The 18,705-nt window shown below is 41.9% G+C and carries 14 protein-coding genes; 4 read left to right on the top strand and 10 right to left on the bottom strand.

The features are described from left to right. Positions 1 to 424 precede the first annotated feature (424 nt). Positions 425 to 1,996, bottom strand: a complete 1,572-nt coding sequence (locus tag RMY16_RS04995) for an adenosine deaminase (RefSeq protein ID WP_322735419.1) — start codon at positions 1,994 to 1,996, stop codon at positions 425 to 427. A 1,352-nt stretch (positions 1,997 to 3,348) separates the two neighbouring features. Here RMY16_RS04995 and RMY16_RS05000 point away from each other — a divergent pair. Both RMY16_RS05000 and RMY16_RS05005 read left to right on the top strand, forming a co-directional pair. Then, complete coding sequence (locus RMY16_RS05000) at positions 3,349 to 4,632, top strand: MFS transporter (protein WP_322735420.1); 1,284 nt, start codon at positions 3,349 to 3,351, stop codon at positions 4,630 to 4,632. A gap of 452 nt (positions 4,633 to 5,084) precedes the next feature. After that, complete coding sequence (locus RMY16_RS05005) at positions 5,085 to 6,185, top strand: alpha/beta hydrolase (protein WP_322735421.1); 1,101 nt, start codon at positions 5,085 to 5,087, stop codon at positions 6,183 to 6,185. Positions 6,186 to 6,508: 323 nt separating this feature from the next. Here the strand turns inward: RMY16_RS05005 and RMY16_RS05010 are convergent, their stop codons facing one another. Beyond that, positions 6,509 to 8,038: a glycosyltransferase gene (locus RMY16_RS05010; protein ID WP_322735422.1), complete on the bottom strand. Its 1,530-nt coding sequence runs from the start codon at positions 8,036 to 8,038 to the stop codon at positions 6,509 to 6,511. 795 nt (positions 8,039 to 8,833) lie between these two features. On the opposite strand from RMY16_RS05010, the gene RMY16_RS05015 reads away from it, so the two are divergent. Then, positions 8,834 to 9,106, top strand: coding sequence for a Precorrin-3B methylase (locus RMY16_RS05015; RefSeq protein WP_292777848.1), 273 nt, complete (start codon positions 8,834 to 8,836; stop codon positions 9,104 to 9,106). A 7-nt stretch (positions 9,107 to 9,113) separates the two neighbouring features. Here RMY16_RS05015 and RMY16_RS05020 read toward each other — a convergent pair whose 3' ends face one another. Beyond that, positions 9,114 to 9,575: a DUF3592 domain-containing protein gene (locus RMY16_RS05020; RefSeq protein WP_322735423.1), complete on the bottom strand. Its 462-nt coding sequence runs from the start codon at positions 9,573 to 9,575 to the stop codon at positions 9,114 to 9,116. 205 nt (positions 9,576 to 9,780) lie between these two features. Between RMY16_RS05020 and RMY16_RS05025 the strand changes: the two genes are divergently transcribed. Further along, positions 9,781 to 12,045, top strand: coding sequence for a glycoside hydrolase family 10 protein (locus tag RMY16_RS05025; protein WP_322735424.1), 2,265 nt, complete (start codon positions 9,781 to 9,783; stop codon positions 12,043 to 12,045). A gap of 434 nt (positions 12,046 to 12,479) precedes the next feature. Here RMY16_RS05025 and RMY16_RS05030 read toward each other — a convergent pair whose 3' ends face one another. The 7 genes from RMY16_RS05030 to RMY16_RS05060 form a co-directional block, all read right to left on the bottom strand. Next, positions 12,480 to 13,121, bottom strand: coding sequence for a DUF938 domain-containing protein (locus tag RMY16_RS05030; RefSeq protein ID WP_322735425.1), 642 nt, complete (start codon positions 13,119 to 13,121; stop codon positions 12,480 to 12,482). Positions 13,122 to 13,175: 54 nt separating this feature from the next. Further along, a complete protein-coding gene (locus RMY16_RS05035) occupies positions 13,176 to 13,685 on the bottom strand; it encodes an NUDIX hydrolase (RefSeq protein WP_322735426.1) in 510 nt (169 codons plus the stop codon). A gap of 344 nt (positions 13,686 to 14,029) precedes the next feature. Further along, positions 14,030 to 14,497: a hypothetical protein gene (locus RMY16_RS05040; RefSeq protein WP_322735427.1), complete on the bottom strand. Its 468-nt coding sequence runs from the start codon at positions 14,495 to 14,497 to the stop codon at positions 14,030 to 14,032. Between the two features lie 103 nt (positions 14,498 to 14,600). Further along, complete coding sequence (locus RMY16_RS05045; RefSeq protein WP_322663949.1) at positions 14,601 to 14,903, bottom strand: hypothetical protein; 303 nt, start codon at positions 14,901 to 14,903, stop codon at positions 14,601 to 14,603. A gap of 515 nt (positions 14,904 to 15,418) precedes the next feature. Next, positions 15,419 to 16,822, bottom strand: a complete 1,404-nt coding sequence (locus tag RMY16_RS05050; RefSeq protein WP_322735428.1) for a glycoside hydrolase 100 family protein — start codon at positions 16,820 to 16,822, stop codon at positions 15,419 to 15,421. Positions 16,823 to 16,884: 62 nt separating this feature from the next. Beyond that, positions 16,885 to 17,694, bottom strand: coding sequence for a glucose 1-dehydrogenase (locus RMY16_RS05055; protein ID WP_322735429.1), 810 nt, complete (start codon positions 17,692 to 17,694; stop codon positions 16,885 to 16,887). Positions 17,695 to 17,935: 241 nt separating this feature from the next. Continuing rightward, complete coding sequence (locus RMY16_RS05060) at positions 17,936 to 18,598, bottom strand: methyltransferase domain-containing protein (protein WP_322663958.1); 663 nt, start codon at positions 18,596 to 18,598, stop codon at positions 17,936 to 17,938. Positions 18,599 to 18,705: the final 107 nt, after the last annotated feature.

Raw genomic sequence — 18,705 nt, forward strand, 5'->3', positions numbered from 1 at the left:
CCAGAACAATTCATGCTTTGGCTTTACCTTAAACTTACCAAAACAATTTGAGGAAATTGTGAAAAAGATAATAATGATACATAAGTTTATTCCTAGACAATCTTGAGCTTAAAAGTATAATTTTTTACTTAAATTACTTAATTTATTAGTCCTATGAAACTGAAGAGATAATCTTGCACTTCCTCACAAGTACCTCAAATTTTTTGCGTTTGTCTTTATCCTGTATAGACAAAGCTATAGGAGGGGAATCAATATGGAATCTAGAAAATACACTAAATTAACAATACCTTTGCCAAAATAATAGCCTAGAAAAATTTTGGCAAAGGTATTGTTTGCAGTAAAGCTTGCAGGTATGAAAAACTTGACTTCTAATTTGTCGGTACGGTGAAATAATTCGTTGCTCTACGTTTTTCGTGAAAGTCAATCAAAGCCAGTTCTGCAATGACTCAAACCGAGCAAATTCCGATTCTAGCTGCCATTGAATCCGCGCGCGATCGCTCTTGTTCAAAAAAGCACTGCACCCTTGAGAAACAGAAGTTTCACCAGGAGTATCGCTTGCACAAGCTGGAACCATTGTCTTAAACTCAGGCGACTTCCAGAGACTATTTCCCGGAGCGAAACTATATTCTAAGCTATTACGAGCCAGTAGCTTGAGGTCTTTATATCCCAGCCCATATCTCGTTGTTGCTAACAGATACTCATGACTCAAATCGATGCGGGAAATGCCTTCATCATCAGAAGCAAGGGTCATTGGTACTCCAGCTTTCCAATACTCCCTAAAAGGATGGTTATCTCCCTGTACATTCAAAATGATCTCATTACTAGTCAGGCAGATTTCAACCAACACGCCGCGTCGCCGCATTTGCTCCATCAACTCGAAGGGACGCTCCTCAAAAAGAATATCAACGCCATGTCCGATGCGAGATGCCTGTGCCACTTCTACAGCTTGCCGAATATGAAAACGTAAATCCTCGGTCGGAACCAAACCCAGGGTTAACTCTCCGGAATGAAGCGTGACCTTGACATTGGGATATTGGCGTTTGAAAAATTGCAGCATTTGCATTTGCAGAGTATAGTCGCGCAGTGCAATCGGGTTGTCTTCTGGGGCGACAAGATTGATGCCAACTACCCGCGAATCCGATGAATCTAATGCAAAGGCATAAGCTAACTGAGCAAACACTTCAACGGGCGACTTTGTTCTTGTTGTTTGCTGCAAATAGCTCACTGTTACTGCACATCCAGGCTGTGCTGATGGAGTACCGCAACCGAGTGTTTTCGAGACTTCGCGCTCCAACTGTGTAAATTGCTGGCTGCCCAGTGTCACTAGCTTAGTTAATCCTCGTTTGAGCAATTGACGGTGCATCTCTTGCAAATCTTTATTCCAACCAACTTCACGCCCTAGCTGTCGAACCTCACTGCCCTGAACGGTAAGCATTAACTCTAGATAGGTAATATGCTGCGAAGCTGCCCGATTTGCTACTGACGCGACCATATCATCCCGACGGCTTATAGAGTCTGATATTGGCCCAAAACCACTAAAAGCCTCAAAAAATTGGTCGTGTCCAGATTTTCCAGCAAATTGGAGGTTACGAGTAGACCAACGATTTATTAGGGAATCATAAACAGATGTTCGGTTTAACAATTCTGAGGCTGGAAAATAGCTACTGTCCTGACCGCAGGCCTTAGGTTCAACTAAAGCCCCCATCTTTGGATTCACACAATACCCATCGATGGCAGCCCACTCCAGATATTTTTCTGCGTACACAGCCCCGCTTAGATGACTGTGTATATCTCCTCCCTTCGGCATTCGCTGTACAAATGCTCGTAAAGCGGCTGGCTGCTTGCGATGAGCTTCAAACCAACTAGCAGCTTCAGCTTCACTCCGAGTCGAAGACTGCTGCGAATTAGATGGGACTTGGGCTACTACACTGAAGATAAAACAGCTAGAACTCGTTAATACTCCTAAAAACAAAGATAAGGGCGCTCGTCTATGCATATAGATTTATTTTTTTGTAAAACATGGCCAGTATGAATGTAGTTCTCATGCTGTTCAAAACCATCAACTATCAATCTTTATAAGGTAAATAAACTATAACCTAAGATAGATACGTATTAATAAATTTTAGATAGTTCAATCAGAACTTATCATTTTTTAACATTGTATTGAATTCTGAAAAGAAGATTGTTTCTAAAAATCAGGATACTGTTGGGTGTTTATTTGGGTTTGTTATTTAAATTCAAAAATATACATTAATTACGATTACCGCAGACCGCATCGCATAGTCACAACGTACTAAATTAACTGGTTTGAATGTATCTGAGATAAATGGCACTAAGAAAAGCGTAAATCCCTGGTATTCCTGGATGAAAGGGTGTGGGGTGTTGGGTGTCTGACTTTTCACGGGAAGTACTGAAACCCTCATCAAGACCGGGTGTGGGGTTGCAGGTTTGGGGTGTAGTAAGACAATATCAGTTCTTTACACCCTACCCCTAACAAGATAGCCCTCACGAGGTTTCACATGAATTTTAGTGCCATTCGTATCTGAGATAGAAACATAGAACTCAGAAGACATATAGCATTTATGTTGATAAGAGAATAGCACCTGACGACAAGCCAAAGAAACGTCTACGCATTTAATCGGGGATTTGCACAATGTGAGCGATCGCATTTCCCAAACAAGTAAATTTTCCCTTTCACCTTTACCCCGACTTTTGCAAGAAGTCTAATGGAATAGTTGTACTCTCCTACAATACCTTGCCTACTATACGGCTTAACTTAGTGCCATTCACCTCTTCACCTTTTGCCAACTTCTGCAAGAAGTCTATTGATAACTGATTTAGCCACTGTTCCAAAATTAACTCACGACAATCTGTCGGTCAATAGACTAATAAACACACTTCCAGTTTTTCTTCGACTCAATCCAAAGAGTCCAGTTTCAAATTAACCTTTATCAATACCTTTTGGGCGATGTCTACAACGAACTACGTTTATGCTTTCGCTCTTTTATTGTCAAGTCAATCTCTATGATTAATAGGCGTGAGCTTTGGCATAATCTACACCGCTTACCAATCACGCACCACAGACTTACAACTTCAAAGCTAACCTACACTTGCCACTAACCCAAACTCCTTTGCAGTAAGGCTCACCATCAAAACTTGGGATATTTTACAAAAATATTTTTCAACGGTGATTTAAGTACAACATTTGGGAACAATCTATGGAACTCAGGTTTTTGTAGGTACTTAGGTGATTTCTAAGTATCTACAAAAAGAAGATCAACCTGCTTAAAATGCAGCCTGAGTTTCCACAAAACAGAATAAATCACCTAACTTGTAATATCTATAAAAATGCTTAATTCTGAAATTCAAAAAAACCTTCGCCATAATTTTACTGTCAATGTTATTGAAAGTGGATTGTTTGGTTTTGGGAGTGGTTTTGCTTCATTTTTCACGATTCTTCCTCTATTTGTTAGTACTCTTACGGATTCTGCATTACTCATTGGTCTGATCCCAGCTATTCCACGCTTAGGCTGGCAACTACCTCAGCTATTAACAGCTAGTAAGGTAGCTCGTCTACAGTGTTACAAACCAACTGTAATGTTATTGACAATTCATCAGAAGCTTCCATTTTTGGGATTAGCACTGGTGGCTTTGTTACAACTAAAATTCAATCACCAAACTATCTTACTGTTGACATTTGCCATACTCATTTGGCAAGGGCTAGGCGGTGGGTTTAGCGCTACTGCTTGGCAAAGTATGGTTGCGAAAATTGTTCCCTCTAAAAACCTTGGTATTTTTTACGGTACTTTATCAGCATCTGGTAATCTGATGAGTGTTTGTGGTGCTGCGATCGCAGGTTTACTGCTTAAGGAAATTGCTCAACCATTTAACTTTGCTCTGTGTTTTTTGTGTGCCAGTTTGGCAATGGCTCTATCTTGGTTTTTTATGTCTAGGACGCGAGAGCCAGTAAGCATCACACCATCAGCCTTTGAAAGTAGACGTGAATTTTGGGACAGTCTGATTGTGATCCTCCGCTGTGATGAGAATTTCCGTTGCTTTGTGATCGCACGTATGATCTCACAGTTAGCACTGATGCCACTTCCCTTCTATACGCTCTATGCCGTACATCAATATGAGATGGGAGAAGCATCTATTGGGTTCATTACGACTCTATTGATGGTCACACAAACTATTGCTGGATTAGTTTTGGGTTGGTTAGGCGATCGCATCGGTTGCAAGTTGATTCTACAAATTGGTTGTGTAGCCTGTGCGTTCAGTTCGGTTTTAGCTTGTTTAGCATCAAATGCTAACTGGTTTTACTTGGTATTTATAGGAGAGGGAATAGGTATGATAGCTCTGCAAAATATTGCTGCGGTAATGACCTTAGAGTTTGGAAACCTACACCAACGACCAGCCTATATTGGTCTTGGTAATACTCTTATTGCCCCTGCCAGCATCCTTGCTCCTCTACTAGGTGGATGGATAGTGGAGAATATTGACTATAGAACTACCTTTTTGGTAGCAGCTATCGGTGCATTAGTTACAGCACTGCTTTTGCACGTAGGAGTAAGCAATCCACGCTATCTTGAACAAAATTTTAGTAACGATTCAGTTAATGTTTTGCCTGAGTAGTAAGCATTTGATATTAATTCGTAATCCTAATCCGAATGCGCTAGCGTGCTGTAGGCTCATACACCTGTCACTAACACACCCCTACTGAAGAGTTGTTAATTAATCAAAAGCAGGAGGCAGAGAGAGGCAATATTTTTGATTAATAGTTATTTTTGCCAATCTACACTGTTGATCTGACTTTTCACGGGAAGTACTGAAACCCCCATCAAGACTAGGGGTAGGGTGTAGAGAACTGATATTGTCTTACTACACCCCAAACCTGCAACCCCACGCCCTTGCTCCTTTTCCACATACTGTGAAAAGTCAGACTGTTGTTCGACTAACCCAGCATTTTTATCACCCCCATAACACTGTAGAAATCATTCTTGGGAGTGAAAGTTGGATGATTCTAACTATGGTATGAAGCTAAAAGCAGTTAACAAAGCATTGCAAGGTTTAGGCTCATGATATTCATGCCTCATAATTTTCTACTTGTATGGCTGTTTCAACTGCTGTCTGTTGGAGTACTTGGCGGGGGAATCTACATTCTCTATGAATGGTACGAACGAGAACTTGTAGGAACGCCCTACTTAGTAGCTGGACTAGTAATGGTTTTGTGGACTTTTGGAGGTCGTTTTATCAGTTTGCCACTGCTGCGCCGTCCTGGAAACGAGGAACCCAAGTTTATGCGTAGCAAAACCGTGCAGCGCTTACCACGTCCAGATGGAAGCGTGTTGCAAGTAGAGTTTTTTGGCCCTGAAGATGGTCAACCAATTATCTTGTCACACGGTTGGGGGCCAAACAGTACTATATGGTATTATGCCAAACGACAACTAAGCGATCGCTTCCGAGTAATTGTTTGGGATCTACCAGGGTTAGGAAAATCCGCTAAACCGAAAAACAACGATCACTCTATAGAAAAATATGCCCGTGACTTGGAAGCTGTTATTGCCATAGCAGGGGATAAACCTGTTATCTTGTTGGGACACAGCATGGGCGGAATGATTAACCTGACATTCTGTCGCCTTTTTCCAGAGCAATTGAGGAGTCGAGTAGCTGGCTTAATTCTTGTAGATACTACTTACATCAATCCGGTAAAAACTTGCATCTTTAGCAATCTGGTACGGAAATTGCAGAAACCGTTACTCGAACCTGTGTTGTACCTGACTATCGTGCTGTGGCCGGTTTTTTGGTTGATGACTTGGCTCTCGTATTTCAATGGTTCGCTGTACATCACCGTCGAACTATCTGGATTTACGGGTACTGAAACACGCGGTCAACTAAGTTTTGCAGCATTTTTATCAGCATTGGGTTCGCCTGGTGTTCTGGCCCGTGGCACACTGGGAATGTTGAAGTTCGACGAAACAAACACACTTGCAACTATTAACGTTCCTGTATTGGTAATGTGTGGGGCTTCAGATATAGCGACAAAACCTGTGGCAAGCGATCGCATGAAAGCAGAATTACCTTACTCTGAAAGAGTCACCCTAAAACCAGGTGGACACATGGCATTGATGGAGCAAAATCAGCAGTTTGCTGAAGCAGTCAGCACATTTTGCGCTGGCTGCTCATAGCTGCCTGAATCCCACATTTAGCATCCATCAAAAAATATTGCTCCAGGGTTGACGTTTCGGTGTTTCGCGCAGTCTGTAGCAACTTCCGCCTTCCCTGCAAGAACTTCCGCCTTGACGTTTCGGTGTTTCGCGCAGTCTGTAGCAACTTCCGTCTTCCCTGTAAGAACTTCCGCCTTGACGTTTCGGTGTTTCGCGCAGTCTGTAGCAACTTCCGCCTTCCCTGCAAGAACTTCCGCCTTGACGTTTCTGTGTTTTGCGCAGTCTGTAGCAACTTCCGCCTTCCCTGCAAGAACTTCTGCTTTGACCCCAGTTTTGCACTTTATTTAATCGACATTGCTTAGTACCTTTTGATTAGATCCAAAGTAGAGTTCGCTCAATTCTTCCAAAAAAACATCGGTCTGCGATTCTGGATTACGGAAGTAAGGATGGATAGGAAGGAGTTCAGGGCGAGGGCGAGTTTCCGGTGAAGACACAATTTGCTCAAGCAAAGACAGGTAGTTTTCACCAGTAGATTCCCAAGTGTACTTCTTCAGCACCCGTTGCTGACCAGCTTGGGCAAAATACTCCCACTCTTGAGCATCACATAGCAACCGCTCCAAGCCCCGTGCAATATCAGCAGGATCTTCTGGGTCAACGAGTACGCCATATTCCTTATCTCCCTGTCGCAAGCTCTCGCTAGGGCCACCGTTCTTGGTTGCTACCACTGGTAAGCCTGCTACTGCCGCTTCTAAGGGAGCAAGCCCAAAGGGTTCGTAGAGTGCAGTCAGCGCAAATACTGAGCGGCGTTTAACCATAAACCTATAGGTTGCTGCCAGTGACTCTTGAGACTGATGTAACAAGCTAAATGCACTGATTTTGCCCCACAAGTCGTTTTCTTTGACCGCTTCTCGAATTGGGGCTAATACTTCTTCAGTGATTTCGTCGCTAGTCTCTTCTCGTAAAGGATTGTCCAGCGCCCCTGTAATTATCACCAAGTTAGCTCGTTCCTGAAGTGTTGGACTGATTGCGAAAGCTTGCACTAGTCCCAATATGTTTTTTTTCAGCTCTAATCGACTGGATGCTAAGATCACGGGCAAATCTCGACGGTCTTCTGCAATGTCCCGTGCCAATCGTTCCTGAATGAACTCGTAAGTAGCCTCCTCGTTTTCGGAACGCGCTTCTGCACCAAAAATCGAGAAATCTGCTCCCGGTGGAATCACTGCAAAGCGGTTGTCGTTGTCTACATCTACTGCACCACTATAGACGCGATGAGAATACTGTTCAAAACGTTCTTGTCGTGTGCTGGTGATATTAACCGCCGAGCGATTCATGCTCAGGCGTTCGGCTAAAATGCGATATCTAAAATTAAATTGCTCGTCTATCCGTGTGAGATTTTCTGGGGTGACTTCCAATTTGTCGATCTTTTGAGCGCCGAGAGAATGAGCAGTAAAAGTAAAAGGTATGCCTGTCTCCTCTTCAATTAAAACGCCACACAGTCCTCCATCGCCGTAGTGAGCAGTCATAGCATCGGGTAAGCCACCTTGCTCTTGATAAAATTTCAAGATGTTGGGTACCCAATCAGCAACAAGATGAGGCCATAACAACTCTTTAGAGAGAAATTCTTTTGGCCCAGCTGGTAAGCGGATAATGCGGACATTATCGATCTCTGGATAAGTGTCAATCGTTTCGGCAAACTCTGGCCACTCCGGGTCAATAATTTGACGGGTGATAATATCAACTTTATGACCCATTTGAGCTATGGCTATAGCGACTTGCCTAACGTAAATTAGCTGACCCCCAAAATCTGGGTGTTTCGTTATGTGACTATTGGCTGAATCAAAATTGCCTTGAGGGTTGAGAAATCCAATATGCATAGCCCACTTCCTAATACAGGTTAATTTCTACCAGAGATTTTTGCTTGAAGACGGCAGCATAATAGCTTAGTGAGCTTGTTAAAAACTCCCAAGGCTGAAAAACGCAAGCAGTGAGGCTGTAGATAAATGGCCAATTCACGCATTTATCCTAATGTTTAAGTTAATCGCTACTGCGGCTGGCGCATATATACCCGATGACATAAATAGCATGGTAACTTTCAAGAAACAAGGCAGGATGTGAATAGCAAGTGGTACGCCATCGGCTGCGCTGCTCTTAGAAAATATAAGGGAAAATTACTTAATCTACCTGGCAACACTACGGTTTAAGGCTTAAAATCAGATAAATTAACTATTGTTTCCAAAAATGGAATTGAGTGTAGTGTATCTAATCGGATTTTTGATTGCTGTCTTTTAATTTTTATCATCAATCGATAACAAATAATCTTGAGTCATGTCAAAGACAGACCATGAATCTTGCGCTGTAGAAAAGGCAATCTTAAAAAGCTGTAAAAAAAGCAAAAACTTGTAAGACTAGATAAGAGTGCGATGTGTAATAGACCTTTTACAAAAGTGCTTTTTGCAAGAGGGGGAAAAGGGTAAAGGTTAAAGGGAAAGGGGACAATACAGAACCTTTCCCCTTTCCCCCTTGCCCTTTACCCCGCCAAGGAAACTTGGCGAACTACTAGGCAGTAGTAGGATGCGTTATGAAAAGCTAAAATCAGCCAGCTTGGAATTTGAAGTGTCAAGATAAATCTGACTCGCTAGGATGGCATTAGAAATTTATCGCATTTGAGTATGACTAAGCAAGATACTCCACTTACGGGAGAGGCGCTGATTAAAGAAGTCTGTCGGCGGATTCGAGTAGCCCGCAGCTATTGGGATGCTCACAACAATGCTGCTTGTCGGGGCGAACGCGATCGCGCCTTAGCCCTTTACAATACTCTGACTAAAGAACAAAAAGACCAGATTCCGCAAGTGTTGCGGGTGTGGTTGCGTTACCGCAGTGAGAAATATTTTGGCGCACACCGAACGCCGCCAAAGTCAGCACGAAAATCAAAATATATCTAATTTCTGCTTACCTATCTGAAGACCAGTGTATAGGCAACAGTGCGCCCACGCTAAAAACCACAGCTAACCCACCCATCCCAAACATTCCCCAAGGTACTAAACCTTCTAGCGGATTCACGACACGCGCAGTAGTTATGGGTTGTTGAGGATTGTAACGTATCACCACCATCTGGCCGTTGCTGGAACGGTAGGACTCATAATTGCCTGTAAAACGAGTGCGTTTACCGTTGGCTAGAAACTCGATAACTGGCGCATAGGTTTCTTTTTGCTCATTGTTGTTTGTACTGCTGCGATCGCGACGACTGATGCTGTCTACCACCGTACCGCGTGTTTCGTTTAACGTTGCACTTTCGTAAGTGATTATGTTACGTACCCAAAAACCGCCCCCAATGAATAGTAATCCAATGGCCAGCCCAATACTTGCGCTTAATTTGTCCTCAAAAGTGTTTTGGTGAGGTTGGAAATTCATGGGTTTGACGATCGCACAACAATAAATTTCATCACAGCATCTCGATTACAGCTTACATTTGAAACATTTCTATTTGGCACCACTAAGCTTATAACTGCGTCAACTATCTTGCAGCTAAATTACTGCATCAGTTTCCTGATGTAGTAATTTAACGTTTATATGGTATTAAATATAACCAATCAACCTCGTTTAGTAAGCAGAAGTAATGACAACTCAGTTTTGGGAAAAAAGTAGAAAAATTAACGCAATTCTAACTAACTTACTATTTAAGCCTGTACACAGACGAGTACTAGTAGGTCTCAGTAAGCTACAGGTAACGAGTCAACAGACAGCGCCGTGGCTTTTGAAAAAGCGTCTGCTGCCATTATTATGTCTGATCTCATTCTTTCTGGTATTGCTACTCAACAGCTTTGCCCCTACCGTTGCCCAACTACCTCCTCAACCTCGTCAGGAAATTCGGGGAGTTTGGCTAAGTGGTAACGATTTTAGCGTTTTTAGAAATCGTTCACAGGTGCAAGCAGCCATGAGTCAACTGCGGCAGTTAAACTTTAATACTGTTTATCCCGTAGTTTGGAATGATGGTTATACACAATACCCCAGTGCCATCATGCAGAAAAAGGGAATACCTTTTTTCTTCAAGGGAGCAGAGGGACAAGATGTAATTGCAGACATTATTACTCAAGCCCGCAGCCAAGGGTTACTAGCAATACCCTGGTTTGAATTTGGTTTTATGGTTCCTCTAACTTCGGAACTTGCATCGCAGCATCCAGATTGGCTAACACAAAAAGGGGATGGGACTCAAACTTCAATTAGTGCTGCGGGTGAAGTAGCGTGGTTGAATCCCTTTCACCCAGAAGTGCAACAGCTTATCCGCGAACTCGTGATCGAAGTTATCACTAAATACAATGCTGATGGCGTTCAATTTGACGACCACATGAGTTTACCTGTAGATTTTGGTTACGATAAGTACACGATTAGTCTATATACTCAAGAAACTGGGAATCCTCCACCACCTAATCCCCAAGCCCAAGCATGGATAAAATGGCGGGCAGATAAAATGACTGCATTCATGGTAGACCTTTACCAAACAGTGAAAGCCAGAAAACCGAATGCCATTTTTTCAGTTGCTCCTAATTACTATAATTTCGCTTATAAAATGCAACTGCAAGATTGGCTAAACTGGGTACGGTTGGGTATTGTTGATGAGTTGGTCATGCAGGTGTATCGTAATGATTTGGAAAGTTTTATCGCTCAAATTACCCGCCCAGAAATTTTAGAAACCCAACAAATCATTCCAACTGGTATCGGTATTATGGCGGGTTTACGAAATCGTCCAGTTGCCATCCCACAAATCAAATCCCAGGTAGAAGCAGCGCAACAACGCGGTTTAGGTATTGGCTTTTTCTACTACGAAAGCCTTTGGGATATTGCCCCTGAACCAGCAGCGCAACGCCAGTCAGCATTTGCGGCTCTTTTCCCAAATTCAGCGTTGCGCGATATCTCGCAAAATACACCCCGCAAGACAACTTTTAACACCGTAAGCTTACCTTTATATCCAAAACCTTCACTTGGACAACGTGTTCGCGGCTATTTTTTGGAAGTTGCGATCGCAAATGGTCAACCAAAACGTATTTTATTAGATACAGGGTCAGCAGGGTTAAGAGTTCCCAAAGAGTTTTTAGGTAATTCTCCTATTCAAAGAACAGGTCAAAATATCAAGGAGGTATTAAGTGATGGTACTATCCTGGAAGGAGAATTAGTTTACGCTAATGTCCGGTTTGGTTTGATTCCCACCGCCGAACCTGTTCCCGTACAACTTGTTACTAGCCGCCAATGTACTGCCCAAAAACCTAAATGTTCAGCAAATAGTAGTGTATCATTTTCTGGAATTGTCGGTGTTAACTATTTTGAAAAATCACTTCCCTATAACCCGTTGAGAAAATTATCGGGCAATCTGAGTAACGGATTTATCGTCGCTGGTAATGGTGGTAGTAACAAAAATGGCAGCTTAATTCTCGGTTTAACTGCTGAGAATCAAGCAGGTTTCAAAATGGCTTCTTGGAGTCAACAACCCGAAATTAATGGTGTACCCGGTAAAAGATGGGATTCTCGACTAACCAAAGTTTGTTTAACTCTTGCTGGGAGTTCTGCGAAAAATTTGTGTAATAGCAGAGCGATCGCTGATACTGGAACTATTAATGGTTTGACTGAATTCAAGTCAGCTTCTACAGCAGGTAAACTCAAACCCGGAGTATTAGGGTCAGCAAATGCTGTGAAAGTAGGAATTAATGGCATTTTTGATTACAGTTTGACACCAGGAACCCGTGACGGATTTAATCGCTGGAATTTGAGTATCTCGCCACAATCAGAACTGACTATATTTGTAAATCCTGGAATCGCTTTGTTTGATAAATACGATGTACTCTTTGACCAAGTTAATGGTAAACAGGGTTTTCGCAGTCGGCGGTGAGAATAAAGTAAAGACTTGCTGACTCAGATAGCGTTCAACTAACCCAGGATTTACGCAAACATCGCCGAAACCCTAATGTAGAGACGCGATTTATCGCGTCTTGAAAGACCATTTATTTACATCAATAACCCTTCTGACTTTTCACGGCATCTGGAAAACCTCTCTTCTATTTCTCTCTCCTAAAAGGAGAGAGACTTTGAATTTTCCTCCTTACCGCGTCGAGAAAAAGGTTAGGTTTTTGGTGGACTTTTCACTTATGGGGAAAAGTCAGAATAACCCTTAACCCAAGCATATTGGCTTTTAGCCCAATACAGTTCAGTTAAGCTTTTATTTCTCCCCCTGCCTCCCCTGCTCCCCCTGCTCCCCCTGCCTGCCTCAACGGATAAATTTCTTAACTGAACCGTATTGGCTTTTAGCCCAGTAAAAATCAATCACTAAGTAGAACGTTGAAACACTACTGAAAGATTATTAGCTGGCATTTGGTAAATCTGTTGCAAGATCAGATTTTGGGCGCTAGCTACTGCTACAACATCATCCAAGTTACGCACACCCCACTCTGGGTTTTCAGTGCGTAAATATTCGTCAAAAGCTGCATTACTTGCCGCTGTATGTTCTCCACCTTGTTTGAAGGGGCCATACAAATAGAGGATACCTCCTGCTTTTAGGATACGACCTGCCCCTGCCATTAACCCCAGACAGGCTGACCAAGGTGAAATGTGAATCATATTGATGTTGACGATGGCAACAATTGGCTTCGTATTTAGCCAATCAAATCCACCATTTTCCACAGCCCAAACTGGTTCTCTCACATCTAGCTCAAGCGGTGCATAAACGTTATCACATACATTGTGTTCAGTCCAAGAAATAATGCTGGCTCTTGATTGTGGATTTACATCGGTTGGGAGCCACAGATAATCTCTGAGCTTGGATGCAAAAAAGACTGCGTGTTCACCAGTACCACTTGCTATTTCTAAAATAGTGCCACTCTCCGGCAACACTTGTAAAAGTACTTCTAGAATTGCTTCGCGGTTACGCTCGGTTGCTGGTGCATATTGTCGTGCGTCTTGTGGTGTCATCTGGATCGTTATATTTATAATTAATCTGAACAAATATCAAACGAAGAATTATACTTAATCTTGATAAAATATTTGCACAAGTTTGAGCAAGTCACTTTTTGCAGGCTCACCGCCATACAACCATTTTATTAAATCATCAGGAGATAACCAAAAACTTTCAATAAAATCATTTTTATTGTACTCTGGGCTACAATCTAATTTAATTTCATAAACCTTCATAAAAGCAGATACTTGATATTGATGTGGTGCTAAATATCCCAAAAGTCGAACATTAAGTATATTTAATTCTAAGTTCAACTCTTCTTTAAGTTCACGTTGTAGAGCATATTCATAGGTTTCTCCGGTTTCAACATGACCCCCCATACTGATATCAAGACAAAGGGGAAAGATACTTTTGTGTGCAGAACGCCGAGGTATCCACAGTTGACCTAATGAATTAACAATAAAAGCATTGACAACTCTAAAATTGCATAGTCTTTGACTATATATTTCCGAACGTTTCTTCTGCCCAATTATGCAATTATTCTCATCTACAATGTCGAGTATTTCATCATTTTGTATCATAATTAAATTTCTCTTAAATTGAAATTTACTGATTAAAATATACGCTAATGTTAATAACTCTACGCAATCTTAAATGTTGGAGTGCATTCAATACTTCTCGATTTGTGAATTTTTGATTGGGAATCGGGCTTTGGGAAAAGGAAAAAGGGGAAGGATTAAAGGTTTTTTCTTTCCCTTTTCCCTTCCCCTTTTCCCCAAAACCCGAGAAGTCTTGGGAGTGTATTACTTTGGAGTGGAATGCCCAACAAAGTCAAATCGAACAGTCGCCAGGAGACGAAGATAAATAACTTTTGACTACAATCGTTAGTCCACTTTTAGCGAGAGCCTTTCATTAATTTGGCTCTCTAGCTCAAGAAAAATTTTCCAGAGATTGGATCTTGCTTGAGGGATTGAATAAAATCCCTTAAAGTCATCATGCTGCCTGTTAAAGTAAATTTAGGAGTGCCATTTTGAGCAACGATTCTCACTTCACTGTCTTGGATCTGAATCTTATTTTTAATACTATCCCATAGAGTATCAAAGCTCTCATCATCCTTACAACCATTGGCTTCAAGGAATTTTTGTCGTACTTTCGTTTTTAGTGCTAGTGCTTCTGCTGCTTGAGTACGCGCCTCAAAGTGCTTAACTACATCTTCATAAGTACTTTCTCTCAGAGTTTTGTTTTCAGCCAGAACTTGTTCTAACTGAGTTTTGATGGCTTTCAGTTGGGATGCTAAAGCGGCTGATTTTTGATATTCAAGTTTTAAGGCTTGCTTTGCATTGGCTAACAAGGTTTTATAATCTAGCTGATCTTGATTTTTTTCGGATTGCATCTTTATCTCTCGATCAACATATTTTCGGTGATCAACTCTCGTCAGTTATATAACAAAACTGGCGAGAGCTTAGTAAATATTGTCTGTGTTATCTGAGTTTCAGCTATTGCACCAATAATGGTGATTCAGAGTGAGGATTCTCCTGAATACTACTCAAACTAGAACTAATGTGGGAGCGGATAGCTCGTTCATAAACACTAGTTTGCTGAGTGCGTACCCCTACAGGCTGATATATTAAGTTAACTTCTGGAAACTCAGACCAATACATTAAAAAGATGTCTTTAGCTGGAGTAATAATTTCATAATTATTCTCTTGTCTTTTCTTTCTAAGTTTACAATTATTTAATTGTAATTTTTGTCTGAATAGTTTTTCAAATTCTGGAATTAAATCTGAAGTAGTTTTCATGGTTAATACACGTTAAAACGTGTTAAGGATGCAAAGACGATCTGATGATATTACTAAGTATGACACTTCAGATACCTCTTACAATATAGTGTATCAGTTATCGGGTATTTGAAAAGGGGATTTAGAGGCAGGGTCACTCGTTAGGGTACTCTCTGATGGAGAAGCTGGCTGTGCGATCGCTGGAACCTTTTAATCAGGATTTTCATGGTACAAATATACTATTTACTAATTTATACTTACCAAAAGTTTGCCCGCTTGCAATGTTATGTCAGTATAGCTAGTACAGCCGGAAGTTTGACTACCTTTAACCAGTTGCTCAGAACAACTTGTCTGCCTATTGTCTGCTCAATTGAGATAGTAGTTGGATTTACGCGTTTGCTGTACTAGTTAGCAGAAACACCCTGTATAATTACACCACTAAATCATTTTTGGGGTAAAACTTTGCCAGGTATTCATTACCTAATACTGTTCGGTTCAGGCAATAGACGCGATGAATCGCCGTCTCTACAATCTACCTACAGGCTACAACCTGGCCCTTCAAGACCCTCTGCAAAACTGATTAATTCCAAGTACTCTGGATTTTCCACCAGCTTTTTGGCAGCTAACAATCCAGCAATACTCCAAGTTTGATAAATTCGGGCTTCTTTGCCAATTAAACGACCATTGTTGCCATCGTAGTATTCCGGGAATTTATCTCTAAATAAACGCCTTTCGGCAATAGCGATCGCTGCTTGAGCAAGTTCTGTGCGACCGGCTTTCAATGCCGCAGCGGTAAATAACCACAGTAAAACCGGCCAGTTACCGCCGTTGTGATAAGACCAAGCCCTGTTTTTAGAGTCACATCCTGTAACAATTCTCCACTCTAAACCATCCATTGCGGGAAAGCAAATTTTAACAGGCATATAGCCGATTAAGTCTTGCCAACGTTGAGCGAATAAATTCATAATGCTTTGAGATTCTTTAACGCTAGCTAAGGAAGTTAAAATTGCCATCAGATTTCCCAAAGCAAAAAAGCGAAAATCTATCCGTCCCGGTCCCAAATTTCCGGCTAAATATCCTCCAGTTTCGGGCAACCACTCGGTCAACCAACTAGGAATTGATTCTGAGTTGATGTTGAATTTATTAACAATTTCTTTACCAAATTCGTTATCTTTGTAACGATAGATTTCCCCCAATCGCTTTAGGTCTAGCCAATAATAGTTGCGGATATGATATTTCAAAGATCCCAATCGCCTATTGACTTTGCCAAGGTAGCTATCGCCATCCCCATCTGGTAAAAGCAATTCACCAGCAGCCCTCAAGGACGCGTAGAATAACACTTGAATTTCTAAAGGATGTTCGTAAACTCCCATGCGACGATCAATCATAAACGCGCCATCGGGAACTAACATTGTTGGGTACATGGAAAACCGATGTACTAAGCAAAGATCCAAAATTAGTTTGATTCCGGCTTGAAAATCTGGCTGACGCGCTAGTGACAAATCGCCTGTAGCTTTTTCATAAGCTCGTAGCAGGAGAATCCACCACATACAAGAATCAACTGGGGGAACACGAGCGATCGCTAGTTCACCAAAATCAGCGACCAAAAATTCCTCATTCCCATTAGAGTGTACTTTGAAACTGGCGGGCATTAATCCTGCTCCTGGTTCAAAGCAGTCTATCTGCTTTTCATGACTTTGTAGTTTCAGTGTTTCTACTAAGAAATTACGCACAATCTCTGCTTTGCCGTGCATGAGAAACACTAAGGCAGAAGGGACAAAATCGCGAAGAAAGCACTGGTCATAATTAAGTGCATCTGCCTCCGCATCTTTGGCAGCTACAGTCCCAATGGGTTTTCCTTGGTAATAAATTACGGAATCTTCCAATAATTCCCAGGCTTCTGCTTCCATCTGACTGTTCTTATCGATCGCGCTAGTCATGGGCGTTTAATTCCACTAATGGTATGTATCGGCTTAATTGTGGAAAGTACGCCAGCCTAACCTCAAGCTGACCAAGATTCCCGGAAGTCAGCATATAGAGTCAATCCACCATCTACAAATAGCGTTTGTCCGGTGATGTAGGCGGCATCATCCGAAGCTAAAAAAGCTACTGCGGCTGCCATCTCCTCTGAGGAGCCAGCACGCCCCATTGGGATGTGACTTTCCACGAGCGCCTTTTTTTCGGGGTCATCTATCCAGGCTTGATTTATTGGCGTGACTGTTGCTCCGGGGGCAATGGCGTTGACACGAATACCTTGCTTGGCATATTCCAATGCTAAAGTTTTGGTGAGGTTTCCCATCCCACCTTTGCTAATGGAATAACTGATATACATCGGTCGCGGAATAATTTCGTGAACGCTAGAAATATTAATAATCACCCCCGGACGATTAACAGACAGGAGGTGTTTAATAGTTTCACGGGCGCAGAGATAAGCACCCCGGAGATTGACTGCAATTACTCGGTCAAAGTCTGCTGTGCTAACTTCGTGGGATGGACTTTCTATTTGAATGCCAGCATTGTTAACTAGAATATCTAAACTACCAAATTCCTTTACTACGGTGTTGACCATTTCAACAATGTCTGATTCTTGAGAGACATCTCCGTGAACCAGCAGCGACTTCACACCACAATTTTCGATATTTCCGCAGGATTTTTGCAATGCCATCTCTTCCGTGTCTGCTGCGGCATCAGGGTCTTTGCGGTAATTGATGGCGATGTTGCACCCTTCTTCGGCGAGTCTGATAGCGATCGCCTGACCGATACCTGAAGTTGCACCTGTAATTAAAGCATTCTTTCCTTTTAAGCCTATCATATTTCCTCTCTAAGCTGCCCTGATTTGAATTTGCACTAGTCGAACAATTTTGGATTTTAGATTTTTATCTACACTTAATGCTTGTATTGTCAACTCCTATTGGAGGTAATTTAAAGTAAAAAAATAAATATTTGATAATTTTGAATTTCTGAAAACAATTCTCAAAAATCAGGCTACAGATTCAAGAGATGGAAGCTTAACTTGAATCTGACGCCTCTTAATTACGAATTGGTATTAATCCCTATCGCAAATTCGCTGGCACTTGTTCAGGGACTACCCAATAGTAAACAGTTTTGCCCTCTACATTGAGAGTCTGCTGTGGTTTCCAATCGCCCATATCGAAGGCGTGGGAAACAATGCGAGTCCCAGGTTTAAGGTCTTTCAACAGCTTGGGACGGAGTTTGGCGTTGATCTCTGGCAGTAAATAAAGTGTAACTACTGTTGCTTCGCTAAAATCAGTGTTGAACAAATCTTGTTGGACAAACTTGACGCGATCGGTTACTCCTGCCTTTTTAGCATTCTCATTAGCTTCTTTGATGCGATCGGGGTCAATATCTATACCGATGCCGCGTGTACCAAACTTTTGTGCCGCAGTATTAACAATTCTGCCATCACCACTACCAAGGTCGTACAACACATCATTTTTACCCACTTTTGCCACTTGTAACATTGCATCTACCACTGGCTGTGGTGTCGGTACATAAGGAACATCTCCAGGACGTTCTTGGACTTGAGTTGTGGGAGTTGTCGCCGATGGTGTTTCGGTTTCGGTCTGACCTGTTAGAGTAGAAGGTTGTTGTGTTCCGGCTTCCAAATCTTGTTGTTGCGGCGTACACCCAGCAATTCCTAAACTGGTAATACTAACGCCTGTAACCAGTAAAAACAGAATTTTTTTGAAGTCCATGAATTTTCTCCTTTGTCAATAGTTATTGGGTATTTGGGTATGGGGGCATTGGAAGAGGCAGAGGGGAAAGAACTTACTGCTATTTCTCCTCTTCTCCTCTGCTCCTC

Source organism: Nostoc sp. DedQUE12b (genome assembly GCF_034530835.1).
Classification (GTDB): domain Bacteria; phylum Cyanobacteriota; class Cyanobacteriia; order Cyanobacteriales; family Nostocaceae; genus Nostoc.